We start from the raw sequence: 19,407 nt of genomic DNA, 5'->3' as shown, positions 1-19,407 counted from the left end.
AAGGCATTACCGCTATAATCGCGCCTTTTCATCAGGCTAACCGATTTCTGACATGAGCCAATCCAGCGACCTGATTCAATCAGCACAACGCACCATCCGCCTCGAACGCGAAGCCGTAGAAGGCTTGCTCGCCCATATCGACGCAGATTTCGTACGCGCTTGCGAAATGATTCTGGCCAGCAAGGGCCGTGTGGTCGTGGTCGGCATGGGCAAGTCCGGGCACATCGGCAACAAGATCGCCGCGACCCTGGCCAGCACCGGCACCACGGCGTTTTTCGTCCACCCCGCCGAAGCCAGCCACGGCGACATGGGCATGATCACCCGCGATGACATCATCCTGGCCCTGTCCAACTCCGGCTCGACCGCGGAAATCGTCACCCTGCTGCCGTTGATCAAGCGCCTGGGCATCCAGTTGATCAGCCTGACCGGCAACCCCGACTCGCCGCTGGCCAAGGCCGCCGAAGTCAACCTCAACGTGCATGTGGAGCATGAGGCCTGCCCGCTGAACCTGGCGCCGACCTCCTCGACCACCGCGGCCCTGGTGATGGGCGATGCCCTGGCCGTGGCCCTGCTCGAGGCCCGCGGCTTCACCGCCGAGGACTTCGCCTTTTCCCACCCGGGCGGCGCCCTGGGGCGGCGTTTGCTGCTGAAAGTGGAAAATGTCATGCACGCCGGCGATGAGCTGCCGCAGGTCCTGCGCGGCACCCTGTTAAAAAATGCGCTGATGGAAATGACTCGCAAAGGCCTTGGCATGACCGTGATCGCCGAAGCCGACGGGCGCCTGGCCGGGATCTTCACCGACGGCGACCTGCGCCGGACCCTGGACCGCACCATCGACATCCATACGGCCCTGATCGAAGACGTCATGACCCCCCATGGCAAGACCGCCCGGGCCGAAATGCTCGCCGCCGAAGCCCTGAAAATCATGGAAGACCACAAGATCAGCGCGCTGGTGGTGGTCGACAGCGACGACCGCCCGGTGGGCGCCCTGAACATGCACGATCTGCTGCGCGCGGGAGTGATGTAAATGAACGACGATCTGTTGCAACGCGGCAAGGCCATCAAGCTGGCGGTCTTCGACGTCGATGGCGTACTGACCGACGGTCGCCTGTACTTCCTCGAGGACGGCAGCGAATTCAAGTCGTTCAGCACCCTCGACGGCCAGGGCATCAAGATGCTGATGGCCGCTGGCGTGCAAACCGCTATTATCAGCGGTCGCAAGACCGCACTGGTCGAACGACGGGCGCGGAACCTCGGCATTCCCCACGTCTACCAGGGCCGCGAGGACAAGCTGGTGGTGCTCGACGCCCTGCTGGCCCAGCTCAATCTGAGCTATGAACAGGTCGCCTACCTGGGTGACGACCTGCCGGACCTGCCGGTGATCCGCCGCGTCGGCCTGGGCATGGCCGTGGCCAACGCCGCCAGCTTTGTCCGCGAACACGCCCACGGCATCACCCGGGCCCGGGGCGGCGACGGCGCCGCCCGCGAATTCTGCGAACTGATCCTGCAAGCCCAGGGCAGTCTTGAAGCGGCTCACGCCGCCTACCTGTAGAGCTATTTATGCTGAGCAAGAAAATTCGCAATATTCTGCTGTTCGCAGTCATCGCCGCCATTTTCGCGGCCGTTGGCTACTGGAACATCAGCCCGGAACGCTTCCTCGAGCGCCCGGTGGCGCAGGTCGATGAAACCCAGATCGACTACTACGCTATTAACGCCCACAGCATTCAGTACATGCCCGACGGTCGGGTACAGTACGACCTGACCGGCGACAAGGTCGAACACCTCAAGGCGTCCGACGTGACCCTGGTGACCAAGCCCGACATGCACATCTACCGTGGCACGGTCTATCCCTGGCATGTCCAGAGCGAGCACGCCGAGGTCAATCCGGACGGCACCGAGATCGAGCTGATCGACTCCGTACGGGTGGCGCGGACCGACGAACTACAGCGGGAAGTCATCATTACCAGCAGTCGCATGACAGTATTCCCACAGAAGCAATATGCGCAGACCGAGCAAGCCGTTAGAATCGACGGCGCCGACGGCGTGACCACTGGCAAGGGAATGAAAGCGTATTTGAACGACAGCCGGATACACCTGCTGTCCAATGTAAGAGGACAGTATGAGTCTCGTTAAAACCCTCCCTATTTTGCTTGGCCTCGGTGCGGCACTGGGAAGCGTGAGCGCCTGGGCTCTGCCGACCGACAGCCAGCAGCCCATTCGCATCCAGGCCGACGACGCTCAGCTGGACGACAAGCAAGGCATCGCCACCTACAAAGGTGACGTGGTCATTACCCAAGGCTCGATGATCGTCAAGGGCAACACCGTGACGCTGACCCGGACCAAGGACGGCGCCATCGACGTGGTGACCTCAGTGGGCAACCTGGCCTACTTCGAGCAACTGCAGAAAGTCGGCGATCCGAAGCCGGTGCAGGGCTATGGCGTGACCATCCAGTACCACGCCCAACAGAACCGCATCATCCTGATCGACAAGGCCAAGGTGATCAACGACGGCAACACCACCGAAGGCGAGAAAATCGTCTACGACACGGTGAAGCAGATCGCCCAGGCCGGCCGCGCCAACGGCAGCACGATCACCGCCCCGCGCCCACGCATCGACATGGTCATCCAGCCGAAGCAGAAAACCGAACAGCAGAAGGCGCAGTAATGGCAACCCTGAAAGCCCAGCATCTGGCCAAGGCCTACAAAAGTCGCCAGGTGGTGCGTGATGTCAGCCTGTCGATCGACAGCGGGCAGATCGTCGGCTTGCTCGGCCCCAACGGTGCCGGCAAGACCACCTGCTTCTACATGATCGTCGGCCTGGTCCAGGCCGACCAGGGTCGCGTACTGATCGACGACCAGGATGTCAGCCACCAGCCGATGCACGGCCGCGCGCGCGCCGGGATCGGCTATCTGCCCCAGGAAGCGTCGATTTTCCGCAAGCTGTCGGTGGCGGACAACATCATGGCGATCCTCGAGACCCGCAAGGAGCTCGACAAGAACAGCCGCCGCAAGGAGCTGGAAAGCCTGTTGCAGGAATTCCACATCAGCCACATTCGCGACAACCTCGGCATGAGCCTGTCCGGTGGTGAACGGCGCCGGGTGGAAATCGCCCGCGCCCTGGCCACCGCGCCGAAATTCATCCTGCTCGACGAGCCCTTCGCCGGGGTCGATCCGATTTCCGTTGGCGATATCAAACAGATCATCCATCACCTCAAGGCCAAGGGCATCGGCGTACTGATCACCGACCACAACGTCCGCGAGACCCTGGACATCTGCGAAACGGCCTATATCGTCAATGATGGACAGCTGATCGCCGAAGGCGATTCGGCCACTATCCTGGCCAACGAACTGGTCAAGGAAGTCTACCTGGGCCATGAGTTCCGCCTGTAAACATCGAGGTAACGGATCAACCGCCAGAGCGCTCCCTGTTCAATAAAAACCACAAGATTTTTATTGCTACAGCGCTCTAGGCAAAGGCTCGGGTTTCAGGCATATAATTTGCTTATGTTTGGCGCCCCGGCGCCCTGTAGAGTGGATGGCGCATGCGCGCCGGCGAATAAGGTGTTAAGCCCCTGCCATGAAACCATCGCTAGTCCTGAGAATGGGCCAGCAGCTGACGATGACACCGCAGCTGCAACAGGCCATCCGCCTGCTCCAATTGTCGACCCTGGACCTTCAGCAGGAAATCCAGGAGGCCCTGGAGTCCAATCCGATGCTCGAACGCCAGGAAGAAGGCGACGACTTCGACAATACCGACCCGTTGGCCGACAACGCCGAGCACAAACCCAACACTGAAATCCAGGAACCCTCCTTCCAGCAGGAAACCGCCCCGACGGTGGACAACCTCGAGGAAGGCGACTGGAACGAGCGCATTCCCAACGAACTGCCCGTCGACACCGCCTGGGAAGATGTCTACCAGACCAGCGCCAGCAGCCTGCCAAGCAACGATGACGACGAGTGGGACTTCACCACCCGTACCTCGGCCGGCGAGAGCCTGCAGAGCCATCTGCTCTGGCAACTGAACCTGGCGCCGATGTCCGACACCGATCGGCTGATCGCCGTGACCCTGATCGACTGCATCAACAATCAGGGCTACCTGGACGAAACCCTCGAGGAAATCCTCGACGCCTTCGACCCGGAGCTGGATATCGAGCTGGACGAGATCGAAGCGGTACTGCATCGCATCCAGCAATTCGAACCGGCCGGCATCGGCGCGCGCAACCTCGGCGAATGCCTGCTGCTGCAATTGCGTCAGCTGCCAGCGCGCACGCCCTGGCTGGCCGAAGCCCAGCGCCTGGTCAGCGACTACATCGACCTGCTCGGCAGCCGCGACTACAGCCAACTGATGCGGCGCATGAAGCTCAAGGAAGACGAGCTGCGCCAGGTCATCGAGTTGGTCCAGAGCCTCAATCCGCGCCCGGGCTCGCAAATCGAGTCCAGCGAAGCCGAATACGTCGTCCCCGACGTGATCGTGCGCAAGGACAACGAGCGCTGGCTGGTGGAACTGAACCAGGAATCGGTGCCGCGCCTGCGGGTCAATCCGCAGTACGCCGGTTTTGTCCGCCGCGCCGACACCAGCGCCGACAACACCTTCATGCGCAACCAGTTGCAGGAAGCCCGCTGGTTCATCAAGAGCCTGCAGAGCCGCAACGAAACCCTGATGAAGGTCGCCACCCAGATCGTCGAGCACCAGCGCGGCTTCCTGGAATACGGTGACGAGGCGATGAAGCCGCTGGTCCTGCATGACATCGCCGAAGCGGTGGGCATGCACGAGTCGACGATTTCCCGGGTGACCACGCAAAAATTCATGCATACCCCCCGCGGTATCTATGAACTGAAATACTTTTTCTCCAGCCACGTCAGCACCTCCGAAGGCGGCGAATGCTCGTCCACGGCGATCCGCGCGATCATCAAGAAACTGGTTGCAGCGGAAAATCAGAAAAAGCCGTTGAGTGACAGCAAGATCGCTGGTTTACTGGAGGCACAAGGCATTCAGGTGGCCCGTCGTACTGTCGCCAAATACCGTGAGTCCCTGGGGATAGCCCCCTCTAGCGAACGGAAGCGACTGATGTAGTGGACGGGCCCCGTTACAGCGTTCCAGTGGTGGGCAATCGCCTACCGCTTTATGCACTGGCAACGAAGGAGAAGCTGTATGCAAGTCAATATCAGTGGACACCAGCTGGAAGTGACCGAACCCCTGCGTGCTTACATCGGCGAGAAACTCGACCGACTGGAGCGTCATTTCGACAAGATCACCAACGTACAGGTGACCATGGCCGTCGAAAAACTGAAGCAGAAAATCGAAGCCACCTTGCATATCCACGGCGGTGAAGTGGTCGCCAACGCCGAGCATGACGACATGTATGCGGCGATCGACCTGCTCACCGACAAGTTGGACCGACAACTGAAAAAGCATAAGGAAAAGAACCTGCACCTGCTCCAAGGTACAGGTCGCTGATACCCATCCATGATCCGACTTGAAAGCATCCTGACCCCCGGCCGTTCTTTGGTGAACGTGCCGGGCGGCAGTAAAAAGAAAGCCCTCGAGCAAATTGCCAACCTGATCAGCCACGAAGTTCCTTACCTGGCCATGCAGGATGTCTTCGACAGCCTGATCGCCCGGGAGAAACTCGGCTCGACCGGTTTCGGCAATGGCATTGCCATCCCGCACTGCCGCCTGAAGGGTTGCGTGGCGCCCATCAGCGCCCTGATGCACCTGGACGCCCCTATCGATTTCGACGCCATCGACGGCGCGCCGGTTGACCTGCTGTTCGTCCTGCTGGTCCCGGAAGCCGCCACCGATGCCCACCTGGAACTGCTTCGGCAGATTGCCAGCATGCTCGACCGCAAGGACGTACGCGACAAACTGCGTGCGGCAACCTCCAACCAGGCCCTGTACCAGGTAGTCCTGGACGAGCAGAGCGGTCACTGACCATGCGCTTGATCATCGTCAGCGGCCGCTCCGGCTCGGGTAAAAGTACCGCCCTCGATGTCCTCGAGGACAACGGTTACTACTGCATCGACAACCTGCCGGCCGGCCTGCTGCCAGAGCTGGCCGAACGCGCGCTGATCCATACCGAGCTGGCGCAACCGCTGGTCGCCGTTTCCATCGACGCACGCAACCTGCCCAGCCACCTGTCACGCTTCCCGGAACTGCTCGATGAAGTGCGCAGCCGGCATATCCAGTGCGATGTGCTGTACCTGGACGCCGACGAGGAAACCCTGCTCAAGCGTTTTTCCGAAACCCGTCGACGCCACCCGCTGAGCAATGCCAATCGCTCACTGGCCGAGGCCATCCGCGACGAAAGCAACCTGCTGGGGCCGATCTCGGACCTGGCCGACCTCAAGGTCAACACCACCAACCTGAACCTCTATCAACTGCGCGACACCATCAAGCTGCGCCTGCTGAACCAGCCGGAACCGGGTACCGCCTTCCTGGTCGAGTCGTTCGGTTTCAAGCGCGGGATGCCGGTGGATGCCGACCTGGTGTTCGACGTACGCTGCCTGCCCAATCCCTACTGGAAACCAGAACTGCGCGAGCAGTCCGGGCTCGACCAACCGGTGGTCGAATACCTGGCCGCACAAGCCGACGTCGAAGAGATGTACCAGGATATTTCCAGTTATTTGCTTAAATGGTTGCCGCGTTTTGCCGCCAGCAACCGGGCTTATGTCACTATTGCCATCGGCTGCACGGGCGGGCATCACCGCTCCGTCTACCTCACCGAACGCTTGGGCAAGGCCCTGCAACAATCCCTGAAGAACGTCCAGGTCCGCCACCGCGACCTTAGCTGAAAGGACCACCACCGCGATGCCCGCTCTGGAAATTGAAATCATCAACAAACTGGGTCTGCACGCCCGTGCTTCGGCGAAATTCGTCGGCGTGGCCGGCCAGTTCCCCTGCCAGATCCGCGCCGGGCGTACACCGGAAAGCATGGTCGACGGCAAGAGCATCATGGCCATGATGATGCTGGCCGCTGGCAAGGGCACCAAGATTCACCTGAAGACCGAAGGCGAACAGGAAGACGCGGCCATGGCGGCGCTGGTCAAGCTGATCAACAATTATTTCGACGAAGGCGAGTAAGTCCTGCGGCGTCCATTCGGACGCCATCGCCGGCAAGCCGACTCCCACAGGGACCGTGTTTGGCCTTAACTGAACGGCATCAGGGCAAGCCCGCTCGCCACGGGTCCAGTACAACCAAAGGTCCCCGTGAGGCCAAAAAAAGGGTGTCATCCATTGGATGACACCCTTTTTTGTACAACCGATACGCCGAATCAGCTACCGGCGACCATCATCCGCTCGATCAATACCGAACCGGTACGGATATGGCTGCGCAGTTCCAGATCGCTGCCAACCGCCACGATCTGCTTGAACATGTCGCGCATATTGCCGGCGATGGTCACTTCCTGGACCGGGAACTGGATCTCGCCATTCTCGACCCAGAAGCCCGCCGCCCCGCGCGAATAGTCCCCGGTGACCATGTTCAGGCCATGGCCCATCAACTCGGTCACCAGCAGGCCGCGACCCATGCGCCGGATCAGCGCGTCCTGGTCCTCGACCCCATGGGTGACGAACAGGTTGTGCACGCCACCGGCGTTGGCCGTGCTTGGCAGACCCAGCTTGCGGCCCGAGTAGGTACCCAGCACATAGGAGACCAGGGTGCCATTTTCGACGAACGGCTTGGCATAGGTCGCCAGGCCGTCGCCGTCAAACGCCGAACTGCCCATGGCCTGCATCAGGTGCGGACGCTCGTCGAGGGTCAGCCACTCCGGGAACAGGCGCTGGCCCATCGCCCCTTCGAGGAAAGAGGACTTGCGGTACAGGTTACCGCCGGAGATCGCCGAGAGGAAATTGCCGAACAGACCACCGGCCAACTCCGCCGAGAACAGCACCGGCACTTCGCAGGTCGGCACCGGACGCGCGCCCAGCCGGCTGGCCGCCCTTTGCGCGGCCTTGCGGCCAATGCTCGAGGCATCCGCGAGCAGTTCGCCCTGGCGATTGACGTCATACCAGTAATCGCGCTGCATCTGGCCGTCGCCTTCGGCGATCATCACACAGCTGAGGCTGTGCCGGGTCGAAGCCGAACCGCCGATAAACCCGTGGCTGTTGCCATACACGCGGCAACCCTGGGAGGTGCTCAAGGTGGTGCCGTCGGCATTCTTGATCCGGCTGTCGGCGTCAAACGCCGCCGCCTCGCAGATCAATGCGCGCTCGATGGCCTGCTCAGGGGTGATGTCCCAGGCATGGAACAGATCGAAGTCCTTGAGCTCCTTGGCCATCAGGGCCGCATCAGCCAGGCCCGAGTGCTCGTCTTCCGAGGTGTGCTTGGCGATGGCCAGGGCCGCCGCCACGGTTTCGCGAATCGCTTCAGGACCACTGGCCGAGGTGCTGGCCGAGCCTTTGCGCTGGCCCACGTACAAGGTGATGCCGAAACCCTGGTCGCGGTTGAACTCGACGGTTTCCACTTCCCGCTGGCGCACCGAAGTCGACAGCCCCTGCTCCAGGGATACCGCCACTTCACAGGCACTGGCGCCCTGGCGTTTGGCTTCGGCGAGAATCTGCTCGACCTGCTCCTGCAGGACCGGCAACGCCTGCGGGCCGACGCTTTGTGCTGAACTCATGGCTTTCTCCACTCAAATTCTGCTTTCGGTCAAGGTCTTCGAGCGACCGGGCCGGACAAGCGGCCCCCGACTGGTTATCATGGCGGCGTTTCTTTGCGGACTGCCACCATGGTTGATTCTTACGACGACTCCCTCGATGGGGAGAAAAGCAAAACCCAGGTCAAACGCGAGCTGCATGCTCTGGTTGACCTCGGCGAGCGCCTGACAACACTCAAGCCCGACCTGGTGGCAAAACTGCCACTGACCGACGGCTTGCGCCGTGCCCTGGCCGAAGCGCCGAAGCACACCGCGAATATCGCGCGTAAACGGCATATCCAGTTCATCGGCAGGCTGATGCGCGATCAGGACACTGACGCCATTCTGGTTCTGCTCGATCAACTCGACGCCTCCACCCGGCAATACAACGAACGTTTCCACAATCTCGAACGCTGGCGTGATCGCTTGATCGCAGGCGCCGACGATGTGCTGGAAAAGTTCGTCGCCGACTACCCGGACGCTGATCGCCAGCAACTGCGTTCCCTGATCCGCCAGGCTCAACACGAGCTTGCGCAGAACAAGGCGCCGGCCTCCAGCCGTAAAATCTTCAAGTACATCCGTGAGCTGGACGATACTCAACGCGGTCTGCGTTGATCTTCGCCCCGGGTGAGTCGCCTTGGCGCTCACCCGACGCTCCACCCCTTCCTACGACCCCGTGCCACCCACGGTGATCGCATCGATTTTCAAGGTTGGCTGACCGACCCCCACCGGTACCGACTGCCCATCCTTGCCGCACGTGCCCACGCCGCTGTCCAGCGCCAGGTCATTACCGACCATCGACACCCGACTCATGGCTTCCGGGCCGTTGCCGATCAGGGTCGCGCCCTTGACCGGTGCGGTGATCTTGCCGTCTTCGATCAGGTAGGCCTCGCTGGTGGAGAACACGAACTTGCCGCTGGTGATATCGACCTGGCCGCCGCCGAGGTTGGCGCAGTAGATCCCGCGTTTCACCGAGGCGATGATTTCCGCCGGATCGCTTTCGCCACCGAGCATGTAGGTGTTGGTCATGCGCGGCATCGGCAGGTGCGCATAGGATTCGCGACGACCGTTGCCGGTGCGCGCCACGCCCATCAGCCGGGCATTGAGCTTGTCTTGCATATAACCTTTGAGCACGCCGTTTTCGATCAGCGTGGTGCACTCGGTCGGTGTGCCTTCGTCGTCGACGCTCAGGGAGCCGCGACGACCGGCCAGGGTGCCGTCATCGACGATGGTGCAGAGTTTCGAGGCAACCATCTCGCCCATCCGCCCGCTGTAGGCCGAGCTGCCCTTGCGGTTGAAGTCGCCTTCCAGGCCGTGGCCGACCGCTTCGTGCAGCAGCACCCCGGACCAGCCGGAGCCGAGCACCACCGGCAAGGTGCCGGCCGGCGCGGGAATCGCTTCAAGGTTGACCAGTGCCTGGCGCAGGGCCTCGCGGGCATAACCCATGGCCCGGTCTTCCGTGAGGAAATAACGATAGTCGGTACGCCCGCCACCGCCGTGGCCGCCGCGTTCACGCCGGCCGTTCTGCTCGACGATCACACTGACATTGAAGCGCACCAGCGGCCGCACATCCGCCGCCAGGCCGCCGTCGGTGGAGGCCACGAGAATCCGCTCCCAGACCCCGGCCATGCTCACCGAAACCTGCTGGATACGCGGATCAAGGGCGCGAGTGGCGACATCGACACGCTTGAGCAACTCGACCTTCTCGGCACGGCTCATCACATCCAGCGGGTTGTCCGGCGCATACAACTGCGTGACTTCCTGGCTGCTGAACACCTGGACTTTGCCATGCTGCCCGGCCCGGGAAATCGAACGGGCGGCACGCGCCGCCGAGCCCAGGGCTTCGAGGGTAATGGCGTTGCTGTAGGCAAAACCGGTTTTTTCACCGGACTGGGCGCGTACGCCGACACCCTGGTCAAGGTTGAAACTGCCTTCCTTGACGATGCCGTCTTCCAGGGCCCAGGACTCGGAGATCTGCCCCTGGAAATACAGGTCGGCGGCGTCGATGCCCGGCCCGGCCAGGTCGCCCAGAACCGCTTGCAGACTTTCGATGGTCACGCCACCCGGCGCCAACAGGTGTTCGCTGACTGAGGACAACAACTCGCTCATGGTTTTGCGCCTTATTTCGTCATTCCGATGCAGGTCGCTGCGCGCCCTGCGAGAAAAAGCGCCGATGGCTCGCCACCGGCATCCGCGCCCGGATGGACGCTTGTTCATTACTGTCGCGTTCGGCCAGCAACACCGCTTCGCCTTGATCCTGTTCGGCGACTATGCGCCCCCATGGGTCGACAATCGCCGCATGCCCGAAGGTTTCCCGTGGCCCCGGATGCACCCCGCCCTGGGCCGCCGCCAGCAGGTAGCACTGGGTCTCGATGGCCCGGGCGCGAATCAGCACCTCCCAGTGCGCGGCACCGGTCACGGCGGTAAAGGCCGAGGGCGCGGTGATCAATTCGGCACCGGCCTTGCGCAATTCACTGTAGAGCTCGGGAAAGCGCAGGTCGTAACACACGCTCAGGCCCAGCCGACCTACCGGGGTATCGGCCACCACCACCTGGCTGCCATAAGCATAGTCATCGGATTCGCGATAACGTCCGCGCGTGTCCGCCACGTCCACATCGAACAAATGCAGCTTGTCGTAGCGTGCCACCGTCTCGCCCTGCTCATCGATCAACAGCGAGCAGGCATTGGCCTTGGCATGCGGTTGGTCAACGGGCGGTAACGGCAAGGTGCCCGCCACTATCCATAACTTGAGGTCGCGGGCGGCCTGTTTCAACCAGGGCAGGACAGGTCCTTCACCCATGGCCTCGGCGCGGCCGATCTCGGCGACGTCGCGACGGCCCATGGCGGCGAAGTTTTCCGGCAGTACGGCCAGTCGCGCCCCGCCTTCGGCCGCCCGCTCCAGCAGCGCGCGGGCCTGGGCCAGGTTGGCCAGCACATCGCTCTGGCTGACCATCTGGATGACGGAAAAGGTCATGGCGCACTCCTTCAAAGACATAGCGTCATGCTACTCCATGCAGCTGCACGCCCAGTACGAAAAATGTCGGCGCAACAGAGTCGCGCCGGGCCTTACTTCGACTTGTCAAACGGCTTGTCGAAGGTGATCTTCGGTTCTTTCCAGGGGCCGGTGACGCTGTATTTGACGCTGGCGAAGCGCGCCACGCGGTCGCCGATCAGCTTGTCGATCAGGAACAGTGCGCCGCCGATGGCCGGCGCACCGACGATCAACGCGGCAATCGGCAGGTTGTTGGTCACCGGCAAGGTCACCAGCAGCTTGGCATCGACCCGGTCGGCGACCATATCGAGGGTGCCGTTGAGTTCCAGGTTGCTCGAAGGCCCGGTCAGGGTGATCGGCTTGCGCGTGACATAGACGCCATCGCTGGCCACCAGCAGGCCCTTGACCCGATCGTAGCTCAGGCCTTTGCCCAGCAAGTCGGAAAAGTCCAGGCGCAGGCGGCGGCCGATGGAGTTGAAGTTCAGCAGGCCGAACACCCGTAGCGCCTGGGCACCGCCGTCAGCCTCGACGAACTGCCCCTTGTTCAGGGTCGCATCAAGACTGCCCGAGAAGCGCTTGAGACCGACCCAGGCCGGCGAACCGGGCCAGCGACCGTCAACGTCGAGCTGGAAATCCTCACTGGTGACGGTCGGGGCAAAGCTCCAGGCCTTGAGCACGTCCGCCAGGTTCTTGCCTTCCAGGCGCCCGTTGAACCAGCTGCCGCTGGCGCCGGGTAGGCCTTCCCAGCCACCGGAGCCCCGCAGTTGCAGGCCCTTGAGGCCGAGATCGAGGTCATTGAGCTTGATCCCCTTGGGGGTCGGGCGCGCCTTGAGCGACCAGGCACCGAGCAGGTCGTTGCCCTGGAACAGTTGCTCGATGCTCACGTCCACCGCTGGAATCTGCCGGGGGTCGACCGACGCCAACGGGTCCGGGGCATTCTCATCGGCGACCACGCTCGGGTCCGGTGCTGGCAAACGCACATAGGCCAGCTTGACGCCAATCGGCACACCCTTGGCATCCGGCAAGGTCACGCTGCCCTTGGCCTGCCGGCTGTCGATCTGCAGGCCCCAGGCATTGGCACTGCGAGCCATCAGCAAACTCACCTGGTCGAACTGGCTACCGAAAGCGCTGAGCGTGCCGACCTTGAAATCCGCGCTGCTGAGCAATTGCTTGGCACTGCCGCCCGGATCCTGGCCGGCATAACGGTCAGCAACGGCTTTCCACGGCGCCAGGTCCAGCTCCGACAACACCCCACGGATCCGCAAGCCCTGGGTCGTCGGCAGTTGTGCATCGCCTTCGCCAAGGAACAACTCACCACGGCCATCGCCGAACTTGCCGCTCGGCGCGGCAAAGGTGAAATTGGCCAGGGTGCCGTAATCGAACCAGTAGCGCCGCTCGGCGCCCTGCAGGGTCATGCGGAACACGCTGTCGCGGCCCAGGCCGGCGGGCATGCCGAACGGCGCCGGCAGGTCGACGGCAACGCCCTTGAGGTTGGAGTTGATCATCAACTGGCTGTCGGGACCGTCCAGGGTCAGTTGCAACTGGTAAGGCAGGTCGCCGGAAATCGGCAACGGCTGGCTGACATTCAGCCAATCGGTGAGTTTCTTGATCGCCACCTGCCCCTTGGCCACCACCCGGGTATTGAGGCTGCCCGGTTTGCCATCGGCGAAAATCTGCGCGGTGATCGGTCGCTCGAATGCCTGGGCACTGATGTTGCCGGCGCTGAGGCCCTTGGCGCTGTCGAATCGGAAGTCGCCCTTGAGCTGGCTCAGTTCGAGGACCGGATCAGGCAGCTTGAGCGTGGCCTTGTCGGTCTTGAAGTCCACCAGGATCTTCGGTTCCTCGGCCTTGACCAGCGGCACATCGAGGCTCACCTTGCCCGACAGATCACCCGTGGCCTGCCAGCCGGCAAAGGTCGCGGCGGTGCCGATCGGCGCCTCCTGGAGAATCTTCAGGCCGTCGCCCAGGCCGCCGGCAAAGTTGCCGTCGAGGAACATACGGCTGTGCTGGCCGCTGGGCACATGGGGAATATTGACCATGATGTCGCTGACCTGGGTGTTGAGCAACTGGCCTTCGCTGGCCTTGATCCGCACCCCGCTGTCCTCGATAAAGACATCGCCCTTGACCTTGCTGACATGGGGCCAGCCCGGCTGGAACGCCAGTTCGGCATCATGGACCTTGAAAAACAGGCTGATATTGCGTGCCGCCGCCGAGGCATCGTGGTTCAGCGAACCCTGGTACTGGAAGAAGCCCTGCTCCACCGCGCCATGCAGGATCGAGCTGCGCAGCCATTCGTCCAGCGCCGGGCTCAACACCGCCGGCAGGTACTTGGGCGTGAAACGACCCTCGCCATCCACCAGGCCGACCCGCAGGTCCATATAGTCTTCGGTGCCCTGGGCGAAGTGCAGGCGAATCAGGAAGTCGGCGGCGATCTTGCCTTCTTCCCCGAGCACCTTGATGTAGGGCGCGATCAGGGTGAAACCTTCCTGGTCCAGGCGCCAGGTCAGGCGGGCGTTGGCTTGCAGGTACTGCCAGGGGTTGTTGAAGATCGGGTACAGGTGCAGGGAGAAATCCTTGCTGTCCATACGCAGTTCGCCCTGGCCGAGGTCGCCGCTGATGCTGCCGCTGACGTTACGCGCCGCCGGGGCGCCGTGGTAGGCGTCGAAACCGACCCGTTCCAGGTTTGCGGCAAAACTCAGCTTCTGGTCGCCGGTTTCCTGGGGCCGGTAATCCAGCAGCACGTTGCGCAGGGTACCGATGACCTTCAGGTGATCGATGGCCGTGGCCAGGCCTTCAGGCAAGGGTGCGAGGGCGTCGAGCAAGGGGGTGATGGGTGTCAGGTCAAGGCGGTCGGCCTGCAGGTGCCAACGTTCCGGATCCTTGTCGGTGGCCGCGAGTTGCTGCAACTGCAGATGGCTTTCCCAGCGCGTCTTCCCCAGGTTCATGGCCAGGGAATTGAGCTGCACGTCAAAACCCTGCCCGGTGTGCTGGACATAGGCGTTGAGGGCCAGGTTGTCGATGCTGATCGCCTTGCGCTGGGCATAGGCGCCCTGGAATTGCGGGGCATTGAGGCGGACCACGGCGTTCTGCACCGTGCCATTGCCCCAGTTCAACCAGAACTCGCCACCGGCCTTGAGTTCGGTGATTTTCATTTGCCCGGTCAGGCGCGCCGGCAGCCAGCGCGCCCAGTCGCTTTGCGGCAGGCTCAGGTAGGCTTGCGCGGTGCCGTTGCGCCAGTCGCTAGCACGCAGGCGGGTCTTCAGGTTCAGGGCCAGGGGCTGGCCGTCAGGCAAATTCAAACGCAGGTCGAGGCGCTGGCGGGAAATACCACTTTCCAGGTTGAGACCGACATAAGTCAGGGTCAGCGGCGACTCGCCGAACGGCTGCAAGGTCACCTGGCTGTCGAGCACCGACAACTGCTTGACCATCTGCATGCGGGTCAGCAGCTGTGCGGGGTCCAGCGGCTGATCGTCCTGTACCGGCAAGCCCTGGAGGGCCCAGTGGCCGTCCTGGTCTTCTTTCAGGCTCAGTTGCAGGCCGCCCAGTTCCAGATGGGCGATCCGCACTTCGCGGGCCCGCAGGCTGGCCCAGAGATCGGGCACCACCTGGACCTTGTCCAGCAACAGCGCCGAAGCGCCCTCGCCGACTTTCACGTCATGGGCCAACAGCACCGGGGCCAGGCCATGCCAGCGCCCTTCCAGGCTGCCGATGGACAGCGGCAAACCTACAGCGGCCTGGGCCTTGCTTTCGATCTCGGCGCGATACTCGGCCACCAGCGGCACCAGTTGCCGGCCCAGGCTGGCATACAACGCCACCAGCACCAGCAACAACGCACAGAGGCCCATGGTCCAACGGGTCAAGCCGGCAACAAAGCGTGTCAGACGCTCCATGTCAGTGCCCCCTTGAGGCATGGTTCAATGAACAGGTCGACACCGGGCCGGGCTTGCAGGTTCTCAGTACGGGAAATCAGAGCAGCACCACGTCATATTGTTCCTGGGAATACATGGTCTCGACCTGGAAACGAATGGTGCGGCCGATAAAGCCTTCCAGCTCCGCGACATTGCCGGACTCCTCGTCCAGCAAGCGATCGACCACCTTCTGGTTGGCCAACACTCTATAACCTTCAGCCTGGTAGGCGCGGGCTTCACGCAAAATTTCACGGAAAATCTCGTAGCAAACCGTTTCCGGGGTCTTCAGCTTGCCGCGCCCCTGGCAGCTGCTGCAGGGCTCACAGAGCACCTGTTCGAGGCTTTCGCGGGTGCGCTTGCGGGTCATCTGCACCAGGCCCAGCTCGGTGATGCCGATGATATTGGTCTTGGCGTGATCGCGCTCCAGTTGCTTTTCCAGGGTCCGCAGGACCTGGCGCTGGTGCTCCTCGTCTTCCATGTCGATGAAGTCGATGATGATGATCCCGCCGAGGTTGCGCAGACGCAGTTGCCGGGCAATCGCGGTGGCCGCTTCGAGGTTGGTCTTGAAGATGGTTTCTTCGAGGTTGCGATGGCCGACAAAGGCCCCGGTATTGACGTCGATGGTGCTCATGGCTTCGGCCGGGTCGACCACCAGGTAGCCGCCGGACTTGAGCGGGACCTTGCGTTCCAGGGCCTTCTGGATCTCATCCTCGACGCCATAGAGGTCGAAGATCGGCCGCTCACCGGGGTAATGCTCCAGGCGGTCGGCGATTTCCGGCATCAGTTCGGCGACGAACTGCGTGGTCTTCTGGAAGGTTTCCCGCGAGTCGATGCGAATTTTCTCGATCTTCGGGCTGACCAGGTCGCGCAGGGTGCGCAGGGCCAGGCCAAGGTCTTCGTAGATCACGCTGGGGGCGCCGATGGTCTTGATCTGCGCGCCGATCTGGTCCCAGAGGCGCCGCAGGTAGCGGATGTCCATCATGATCTCGTCGGCCCCGGCGCCCTCGGCCGCCGTGCGCAGGATAAAGCCGCCGGCTTCGGTGATGCCTTCACGGGCCACGCAGTCGCTGACCACCTGCTTGAGGCGCTCGCGCTCGGCTTCGTCCTCGATCTTCAGGGAAATGCCGACGTGGGCCGTACGTGGCATGTACACCAGGTAACGCGAGGGAATCGACAGTTGTGTGGTCAGGCGCGCCCCCTTGGTGCCGATGGGGTCCTTGGTGACTTGCACCACCAGGCTCTGCCCTTCGTGCACCAGGGCGCTGATGCTCTCCACCGCCGGCCCTTCGCGCATGGAGATTTCCGAGGCGTGGATAAACGCCGCGCGGTCCAGGCCGATATCGACGAATGCCGCCTGCATGCCCGGCAACACCCGCACCACCTTGCCCTTGTAGATATTGCCGACGATCCCGCGTTTCTGCGTACGCTCGACATGAACCTCTTGCAACACGCCGTTCTCTACCACCGCCACGCGCGATTCCATCGGCGTGATGTTGATCAGGATCTCTTCACTCATGGCTGGGTCTCGTTCAGGCGTATTCACAATAAAGTTGCCGTATCGCGGGCGTGCGGCAATCAGCGCACGACAAGGTTTTGCCAACAGGGTATGCCGAAATGGCCAAGCAGTTCTGCGGTTTCGCACAAGGGCAGGCCGACGACGGCGGAATAACTGCCATTCAAGCCCACCACGAAAACCGCCGCCAGGCCTTGAATAGCATAGGCGCCCGCCTTGTCCCGGGGTTCCCCGCCGGACCAGTAGAGATGAGCTTCTTCCGGGTGTATTGCACGAAATTTCACCAGGCTGCGCACCACCCGCGACTCGCAGCGCTCACCGTCGAGCACGGCAATGGCGGTCAGCACTTCGTGTTCGCGGTCGGACAGGGCCAGCAGCATGGCCAGGGCATCGGCTTCATCCACGGGTTTGCCGAGAATCCGACCGTCCAGCACCACGGCGGTGTCGGCCCCCAGCACACAGGTCCCGGCCGCCGCCTGACTGGCGCCCAGCCGTGCACGGCCGGCCGCGGCCTTGCCCCGTGCCAGACGCTCGACATAGGCCAGTGGGCTTTCATCGGGCAGCGGGGTTTCGTCGATCTCGGCACTGATGACGCTGAACGGCACGCCGATCTGTGTCAGCAGTTCACGCCGACGCGGTGAGCCGGAAGCCAGGTAGAGCGAGGTCATGGAGACATCTCCGTGTCGGGGCTCTTTATAGGAGCTATGTCAGCAGAATCAGCAGCCCACCTGCAAATAGCAGGTGACATCCCGTCAGTTGATTTTGTAGCGGCGGCGCAACCCACGCAGGCCGAAGCTGACCCAGGGCCAGAGCAAGGCACTGACCAGGGCCGGCAGCACCAGCGCCAGGGTCGGTTGGCGGTTGCCGGTCAAGGCGCTGAGCCAGAGTTGCACCAGCTGCGCCAGGCCGAAGATCACCAGGATCACCAGGCTCTGTTGCCACATCGGGAACATCCGCAGGCGTTGTTGCAGCGACAGCACGAGGAAAGTGATGAGGGTCAGGATCAACGCGTTCTGCCCCAGCAGGGTGCCGTAGAGCACGTCTTCAGCCAGGCCCAGCAGGAACGCGGTGACCATGCCGATCTTGTGCGGCAGGTACAACGCCCAGAACGCCAGCAACAGCGCCAGCCACAGCGGACGCAGGATCTCCATGAACTGCGGCAGCGGCGAGACGCTGAGCAGCAGGCCGATGGCGAAGGTCAGCCAGACGATCCAGCCATTGCGGGAAAAGGTACCAGCCATTATTCCTCCGTCCGGGGCGCAGCCCGTGTCGCCGCCGGCGGTTTGCTGGCAGCAGGTTTGGCAGGGGTTGGCTTGACGGCATGGGCCGCCGGCTTGGCCGGGGTTGCCGGTGCAGCGGCAGGTGCGACGGGTGCGCTCGGCTTGGCCGGTGCGGTCCCGGGCTTGGGCACGGTGGCCGGTACCACAGGCGCGCCGTCACCACCCTGACGATCGGCTTCCTGGGCCTGCGCCGCTTCGTTGGCACGCTCTTCCGGGGTACGGCCGTCGCTGAACACCAGCAACAGGTAACGGCTGCGGTTCAACGCGGCGGTCGGCACGGCGCGGACAATAGCGAAAGGCTGGCCCGAGTCGTGAATCACTTCCTTGACCGTCGCCACCGGGTAACCCGCCGGGAAGCGCTGGCCCAGGCCGGAACTGACCAGCAGGTCGCCTTCCTTGATATCGGCGGTGTCGGCGACATGGCGCAGTTCCAGGCGCTCGGGGTTGCCGGTTCCGCTGGCAATCGCCCGCAGGCCGTTGCGGTTGACCTGCACCGGAATGCTGTGGGTGGTATCGGTGAGCAGCAGCACGCGCGAGGTGTAGGGCATCAACTCGACCACCTGGCCCATCAGGCCACGGGCATCGAGCACCGGTTGGCCGAGGACCACGCCATCACGTTCACCCTTGTTGATGATGATGCGATGGGTAAACGGGTTCGGGTCCATGCCGATCAACTCGGCCACTTCGACCTTCTCGTTGACCAGTGCCGAGGAGTTGAGCAATTCGCGCAGGCGTACGTTCTGCTCGGTCAAGGCCGCGAGTTTTTGCAGGCGCCCTTGCAACAGCAGGTTTTCGGTCTGGAGTTTTTCGTTTTCGGCGACCAGCTCGGTACGACTGCCGAACTGACTGGCCACGCCTTGCCACAAGCGTTGCGGCAGGTCGGTGATCCAGTACGACTGCATCAACACCAGCGACATCTGGCTACGCACCGGCTTGAGCAGCGTGAAACGGGCATCGACCACCATCAGCGCGACCGATAGCACGACCAGCACCAGCAAGCGCACGCCCAATGAGGGGCCTTTGGCAAAAAGCGGTTTAATGAGCCGCTCCTCCCAGGCAATGAGTCATTTTATTCATACG

Annotated in this window: 19 protein-coding genes; 11 read left to right on the top strand and 8 right to left on the bottom strand. The window is 62.7% G+C overall.

The window, feature by feature from the left end; translation table 11 throughout:
- Nucleotides 1-52 precede the first annotated feature (52 nt).
- From M5C01_RS19025 to M5C01_RS18980, 10 genes are all read left to right on the top strand, one after another.
- Nucleotides 53-1,027 (top strand): KpsF/GutQ family sugar-phosphate isomerase, encoded by a 975-nt coding sequence (locus M5C01_RS19025; RefSeq protein WP_152740055.1) that lies wholly within the window; start codon nt 53-55, stop codon nt 1,025-1,027.
- Nucleotides 1,028-1,552 (top strand): HAD family hydrolase, encoded by a 525-nt coding sequence (locus M5C01_RS19020; protein WP_152740056.1) that lies wholly within the window; start codon nt 1,028-1,030, stop codon nt 1,550-1,552.
- An 8-nt stretch (nt 1,553-1,560) separates the two neighbouring features.
- On the top strand, nt 1,561-2,133 hold the full coding sequence (gene lptC / locus M5C01_RS19015; RefSeq protein ID WP_103498072.1) for an LPS export ABC transporter periplasmic protein LptC: 573 nt from the start codon (nt 1,561-1,563) through the stop codon (nt 2,131-2,133).
- A complete protein-coding gene (gene lptA / locus M5C01_RS19010; RefSeq protein WP_103498073.1) occupies nt 2,120-2,665 on the top strand; it encodes a lipopolysaccharide transport periplasmic protein LptA in 546 nt (181 codons plus the stop codon). Before lptC ends, lptA begins: the two co-directional genes overlap by 14 nt.
- On the top strand, nt 2,665-3,390 hold the full coding sequence (gene lptB, locus M5C01_RS19005; RefSeq protein WP_152740057.1) for an LPS export ABC transporter ATP-binding protein: 726 nt from the start codon (nt 2,665-2,667) through the stop codon (nt 3,388-3,390). Before lptA ends, lptB begins: the two co-directional genes overlap by 1 nt.
- A gap of 187 nt (nt 3,391-3,577) precedes the next feature.
- Nucleotides 3,578-5,074 (top strand): RNA polymerase factor sigma-54, encoded by a 1,497-nt coding sequence (locus M5C01_RS19000; protein WP_103498075.1) that lies wholly within the window; start codon nt 3,578-3,580, stop codon nt 5,072-5,074.
- A 78-nt stretch (nt 5,075-5,152) separates the two neighbouring features.
- The gene (gene raiA, locus M5C01_RS18995; RefSeq protein WP_017126531.1) at nt 5,153-5,458 is read left to right on the top strand and encodes a ribosome-associated translation inhibitor RaiA; all 306 of its coding nucleotides are present in this window, start codon (nt 5,153-5,155) and stop codon (nt 5,456-5,458) included.
- A 9-nt stretch (nt 5,459-5,467) separates the two neighbouring features.
- A complete protein-coding gene (gene ptsN, locus M5C01_RS18990; RefSeq protein ID WP_103498076.1) occupies nt 5,468-5,932 on the top strand; it encodes a PTS IIA-like nitrogen regulatory protein PtsN in 465 nt (154 codons plus the stop codon).
- Between the two features lie 2 nt (nt 5,933-5,934).
- A complete protein-coding gene (gene rapZ / locus M5C01_RS18985; protein WP_152740058.1) occupies nt 5,935-6,792 on the top strand; it encodes an RNase adapter RapZ in 858 nt (285 codons plus the stop codon).
- A 16-nt stretch (nt 6,793-6,808) separates the two neighbouring features.
- Entirely contained in the window at nt 6,809-7,081 is a 273-nt protein-coding gene (locus M5C01_RS18980; protein WP_103498078.1) for an HPr family phosphocarrier protein, read from the top strand.
- 191 nt (nt 7,082-7,272) lie between these two features.
- Here M5C01_RS18980 and pmbA read toward each other — a convergent pair whose 3' ends face one another.
- The gene (gene pmbA / locus M5C01_RS18975; protein ID WP_152740059.1) at nt 7,273-8,619 is read right to left on the bottom strand and encodes a metalloprotease PmbA; all 1,347 of its coding nucleotides are present in this window, start codon (nt 8,617-8,619) and stop codon (nt 7,273-7,275) included.
- Between the two features lie 108 nt (nt 8,620-8,727).
- Here pmbA and yjgA point away from each other — a divergent pair, with 108 nt between their 5' ends.
- Nucleotides 8,728-9,249, top strand: a complete 522-nt coding sequence (gene yjgA, locus M5C01_RS18970) for a ribosome biogenesis factor YjgA (protein WP_152740060.1) — start codon at nt 8,728-8,730, stop codon at nt 9,247-9,249.
- 51 nt (nt 9,250-9,300) lie between these two features.
- Here yjgA and tldD read toward each other — a convergent pair whose 3' ends face one another.
- The 7 genes from tldD to mreC form a co-directional block, all read right to left on the bottom strand.
- Nucleotides 9,301-10,743, bottom strand: coding sequence for a metalloprotease TldD (gene tldD, locus M5C01_RS18965; RefSeq protein ID WP_100942256.1), 1,443 nt, complete (start codon nt 10,741-10,743; stop codon nt 9,301-9,303).
- Between the two features lie 19 nt (nt 10,744-10,762).
- Nucleotides 10,763-11,608, bottom strand: a complete 846-nt coding sequence (locus M5C01_RS18960; protein WP_103496432.1) for a carbon-nitrogen hydrolase family protein — start codon at nt 11,606-11,608, stop codon at nt 10,763-10,765.
- Between the two features lie 92 nt (nt 11,609-11,700).
- Nucleotides 11,701-15,516, bottom strand: coding sequence for a YhdP family protein (locus tag M5C01_RS18955; RefSeq protein ID WP_152740061.1), 3,816 nt, complete (start codon nt 15,514-15,516; stop codon nt 11,701-11,703).
- A gap of 76 nt (nt 15,517-15,592) precedes the next feature.
- Nucleotides 15,593-17,050 (bottom strand): ribonuclease G, encoded by a 1,458-nt coding sequence (rng, locus tag M5C01_RS18950; protein ID WP_103496434.1) that lies wholly within the window; start codon nt 17,048-17,050, stop codon nt 15,593-15,595.
- Between the two features lie 59 nt (nt 17,051-17,109).
- Nucleotides 17,110-17,715 carry a nucleoside triphosphate pyrophosphatase gene (locus M5C01_RS18945; RefSeq protein WP_152740062.1) on the bottom strand — a complete coding sequence of 202 codons (606 nt, stop codon included), beginning with the start codon at nt 17,713-17,715 and terminating at the stop codon, nt 17,110-17,112.
- 84 nt (nt 17,716-17,799) lie between these two features.
- Nucleotides 17,800-18,288 (bottom strand): rod shape-determining protein MreD, encoded by a 489-nt coding sequence (mreD, locus tag M5C01_RS18940; protein ID WP_100942261.1) that lies wholly within the window; start codon nt 18,286-18,288, stop codon nt 17,800-17,802.
- Nucleotides 18,288-19,367: a rod shape-determining protein MreC gene (gene mreC, locus M5C01_RS18935; protein WP_103496436.1), complete on the bottom strand. Its 1,080-nt coding sequence runs from the start codon at nt 19,365-19,367 to the stop codon at nt 18,288-18,290. The genes mreD and mreC overlap by 1 nt, the downstream gene beginning before the upstream one ends.
- Nucleotides 19,368-19,407: the final 40 nt, after the last annotated feature.

The sequence above is a fragment of the Pseudomonas sp. MWU12-2319 genome (assembly GCF_023242525.1).
GTDB lineage: Bacteria > Pseudomonadota > Gammaproteobacteria > Pseudomonadales > Pseudomonadaceae > Aquipseudomonas > Aquipseudomonas gingeri_D.
Note: the sequence above shows the minus strand (reverse complement) of the source record. Positions and strands in the feature narration are given on the sequence as shown.

What these genes read in the sequence shown, in the direction of transcription:
- M5C01_RS19025 (WP_152740055.1), top strand. Translation starts at nt 53, where the DNA reads ATGAGCCAATCCAGCGACCTGATTCAATCAGCACAACGCACCATCCGC.
- M5C01_RS19020 (WP_152740056.1), top strand. Translation starts at nt 1,028, where the DNA reads ATGAACGACGATCTGTTGCAACGCGGCAAGGCCATCAAGCTGGCGGTC.
- lptC (WP_103498072.1), top strand. Translation starts at nt 1,561, where the DNA reads ATGCTGAGCAAGAAAATTCGCAATATTCTGCTGTTCGCAGTCATCGCC.
- lptA (WP_103498073.1), top strand. Translation starts at nt 2,120, where the DNA reads ATGAGTCTCGTTAAAACCCTCCCTATTTTGCTTGGCCTCGGTGCGGCA.
- lptB (WP_152740057.1), top strand. Translation starts at nt 2,665, where the DNA reads ATGGCAACCCTGAAAGCCCAGCATCTGGCCAAGGCCTACAAAAGTCGC.
- M5C01_RS19000 (WP_103498075.1), top strand. Translation starts at nt 3,578, where the DNA reads ATGAAACCATCGCTAGTCCTGAGAATGGGCCAGCAGCTGACGATGACA.
- raiA (WP_017126531.1), top strand. Translation starts at nt 5,153, where the DNA reads ATGCAAGTCAATATCAGTGGACACCAGCTGGAAGTGACCGAACCCCTG.
- ptsN (WP_103498076.1), top strand. Translation starts at nt 5,468, where the DNA reads ATGATCCGACTTGAAAGCATCCTGACCCCCGGCCGTTCTTTGGTGAAC.
- rapZ (WP_152740058.1), top strand. Translation starts at nt 5,935, where the DNA reads ATGCGCTTGATCATCGTCAGCGGCCGCTCCGGCTCGGGTAAAAGTACC.
- M5C01_RS18980 (WP_103498078.1), top strand. Translation starts at nt 6,809, where the DNA reads ATGCCCGCTCTGGAAATTGAAATCATCAACAAACTGGGTCTGCACGCC.
- pmbA (WP_152740059.1), bottom strand. Translation starts at nt 8,619, where the DNA reads ATGAGTTCAGCACAAAGCGTCGGCCCGCAGGCGTTGCCGGTCCTGCAG.
- yjgA (WP_152740060.1), top strand. Translation starts at nt 8,728, where the DNA reads ATGGTTGATTCTTACGACGACTCCCTCGATGGGGAGAAAAGCAAAACC.
- tldD (WP_100942256.1), bottom strand. Translation starts at nt 10,743, where the DNA reads ATGAGCGAGTTGTTGTCCTCAGTCAGCGAACACCTGTTGGCGCCGGGT.
- M5C01_RS18960 (WP_103496432.1), bottom strand. Translation starts at nt 11,608, where the DNA reads ATGACCTTTTCCGTCATCCAGATGGTCAGCCAGAGCGATGTGCTGGCC.
- M5C01_RS18955 (WP_152740061.1), bottom strand. Translation starts at nt 15,516, where the DNA reads ATGGAGCGTCTGACACGCTTTGTTGCCGGCTTGACCCGTTGGACCATG.
- rng (WP_103496434.1), bottom strand. Translation starts at nt 17,050, where the DNA reads ATGAGTGAAGAGATCCTGATCAACATCACGCCGATGGAATCGCGCGTG.
- M5C01_RS18945 (WP_152740062.1), bottom strand. Translation starts at nt 17,715, where the DNA reads ATGACCTCGCTCTACCTGGCTTCCGGCTCACCGCGTCGGCGTGAACTG.
- mreD (WP_100942261.1), bottom strand. Translation starts at nt 18,288, where the DNA reads ATGGCTGGTACCTTTTCCCGCAATGGCTGGATCGTCTGGCTGACCTTC.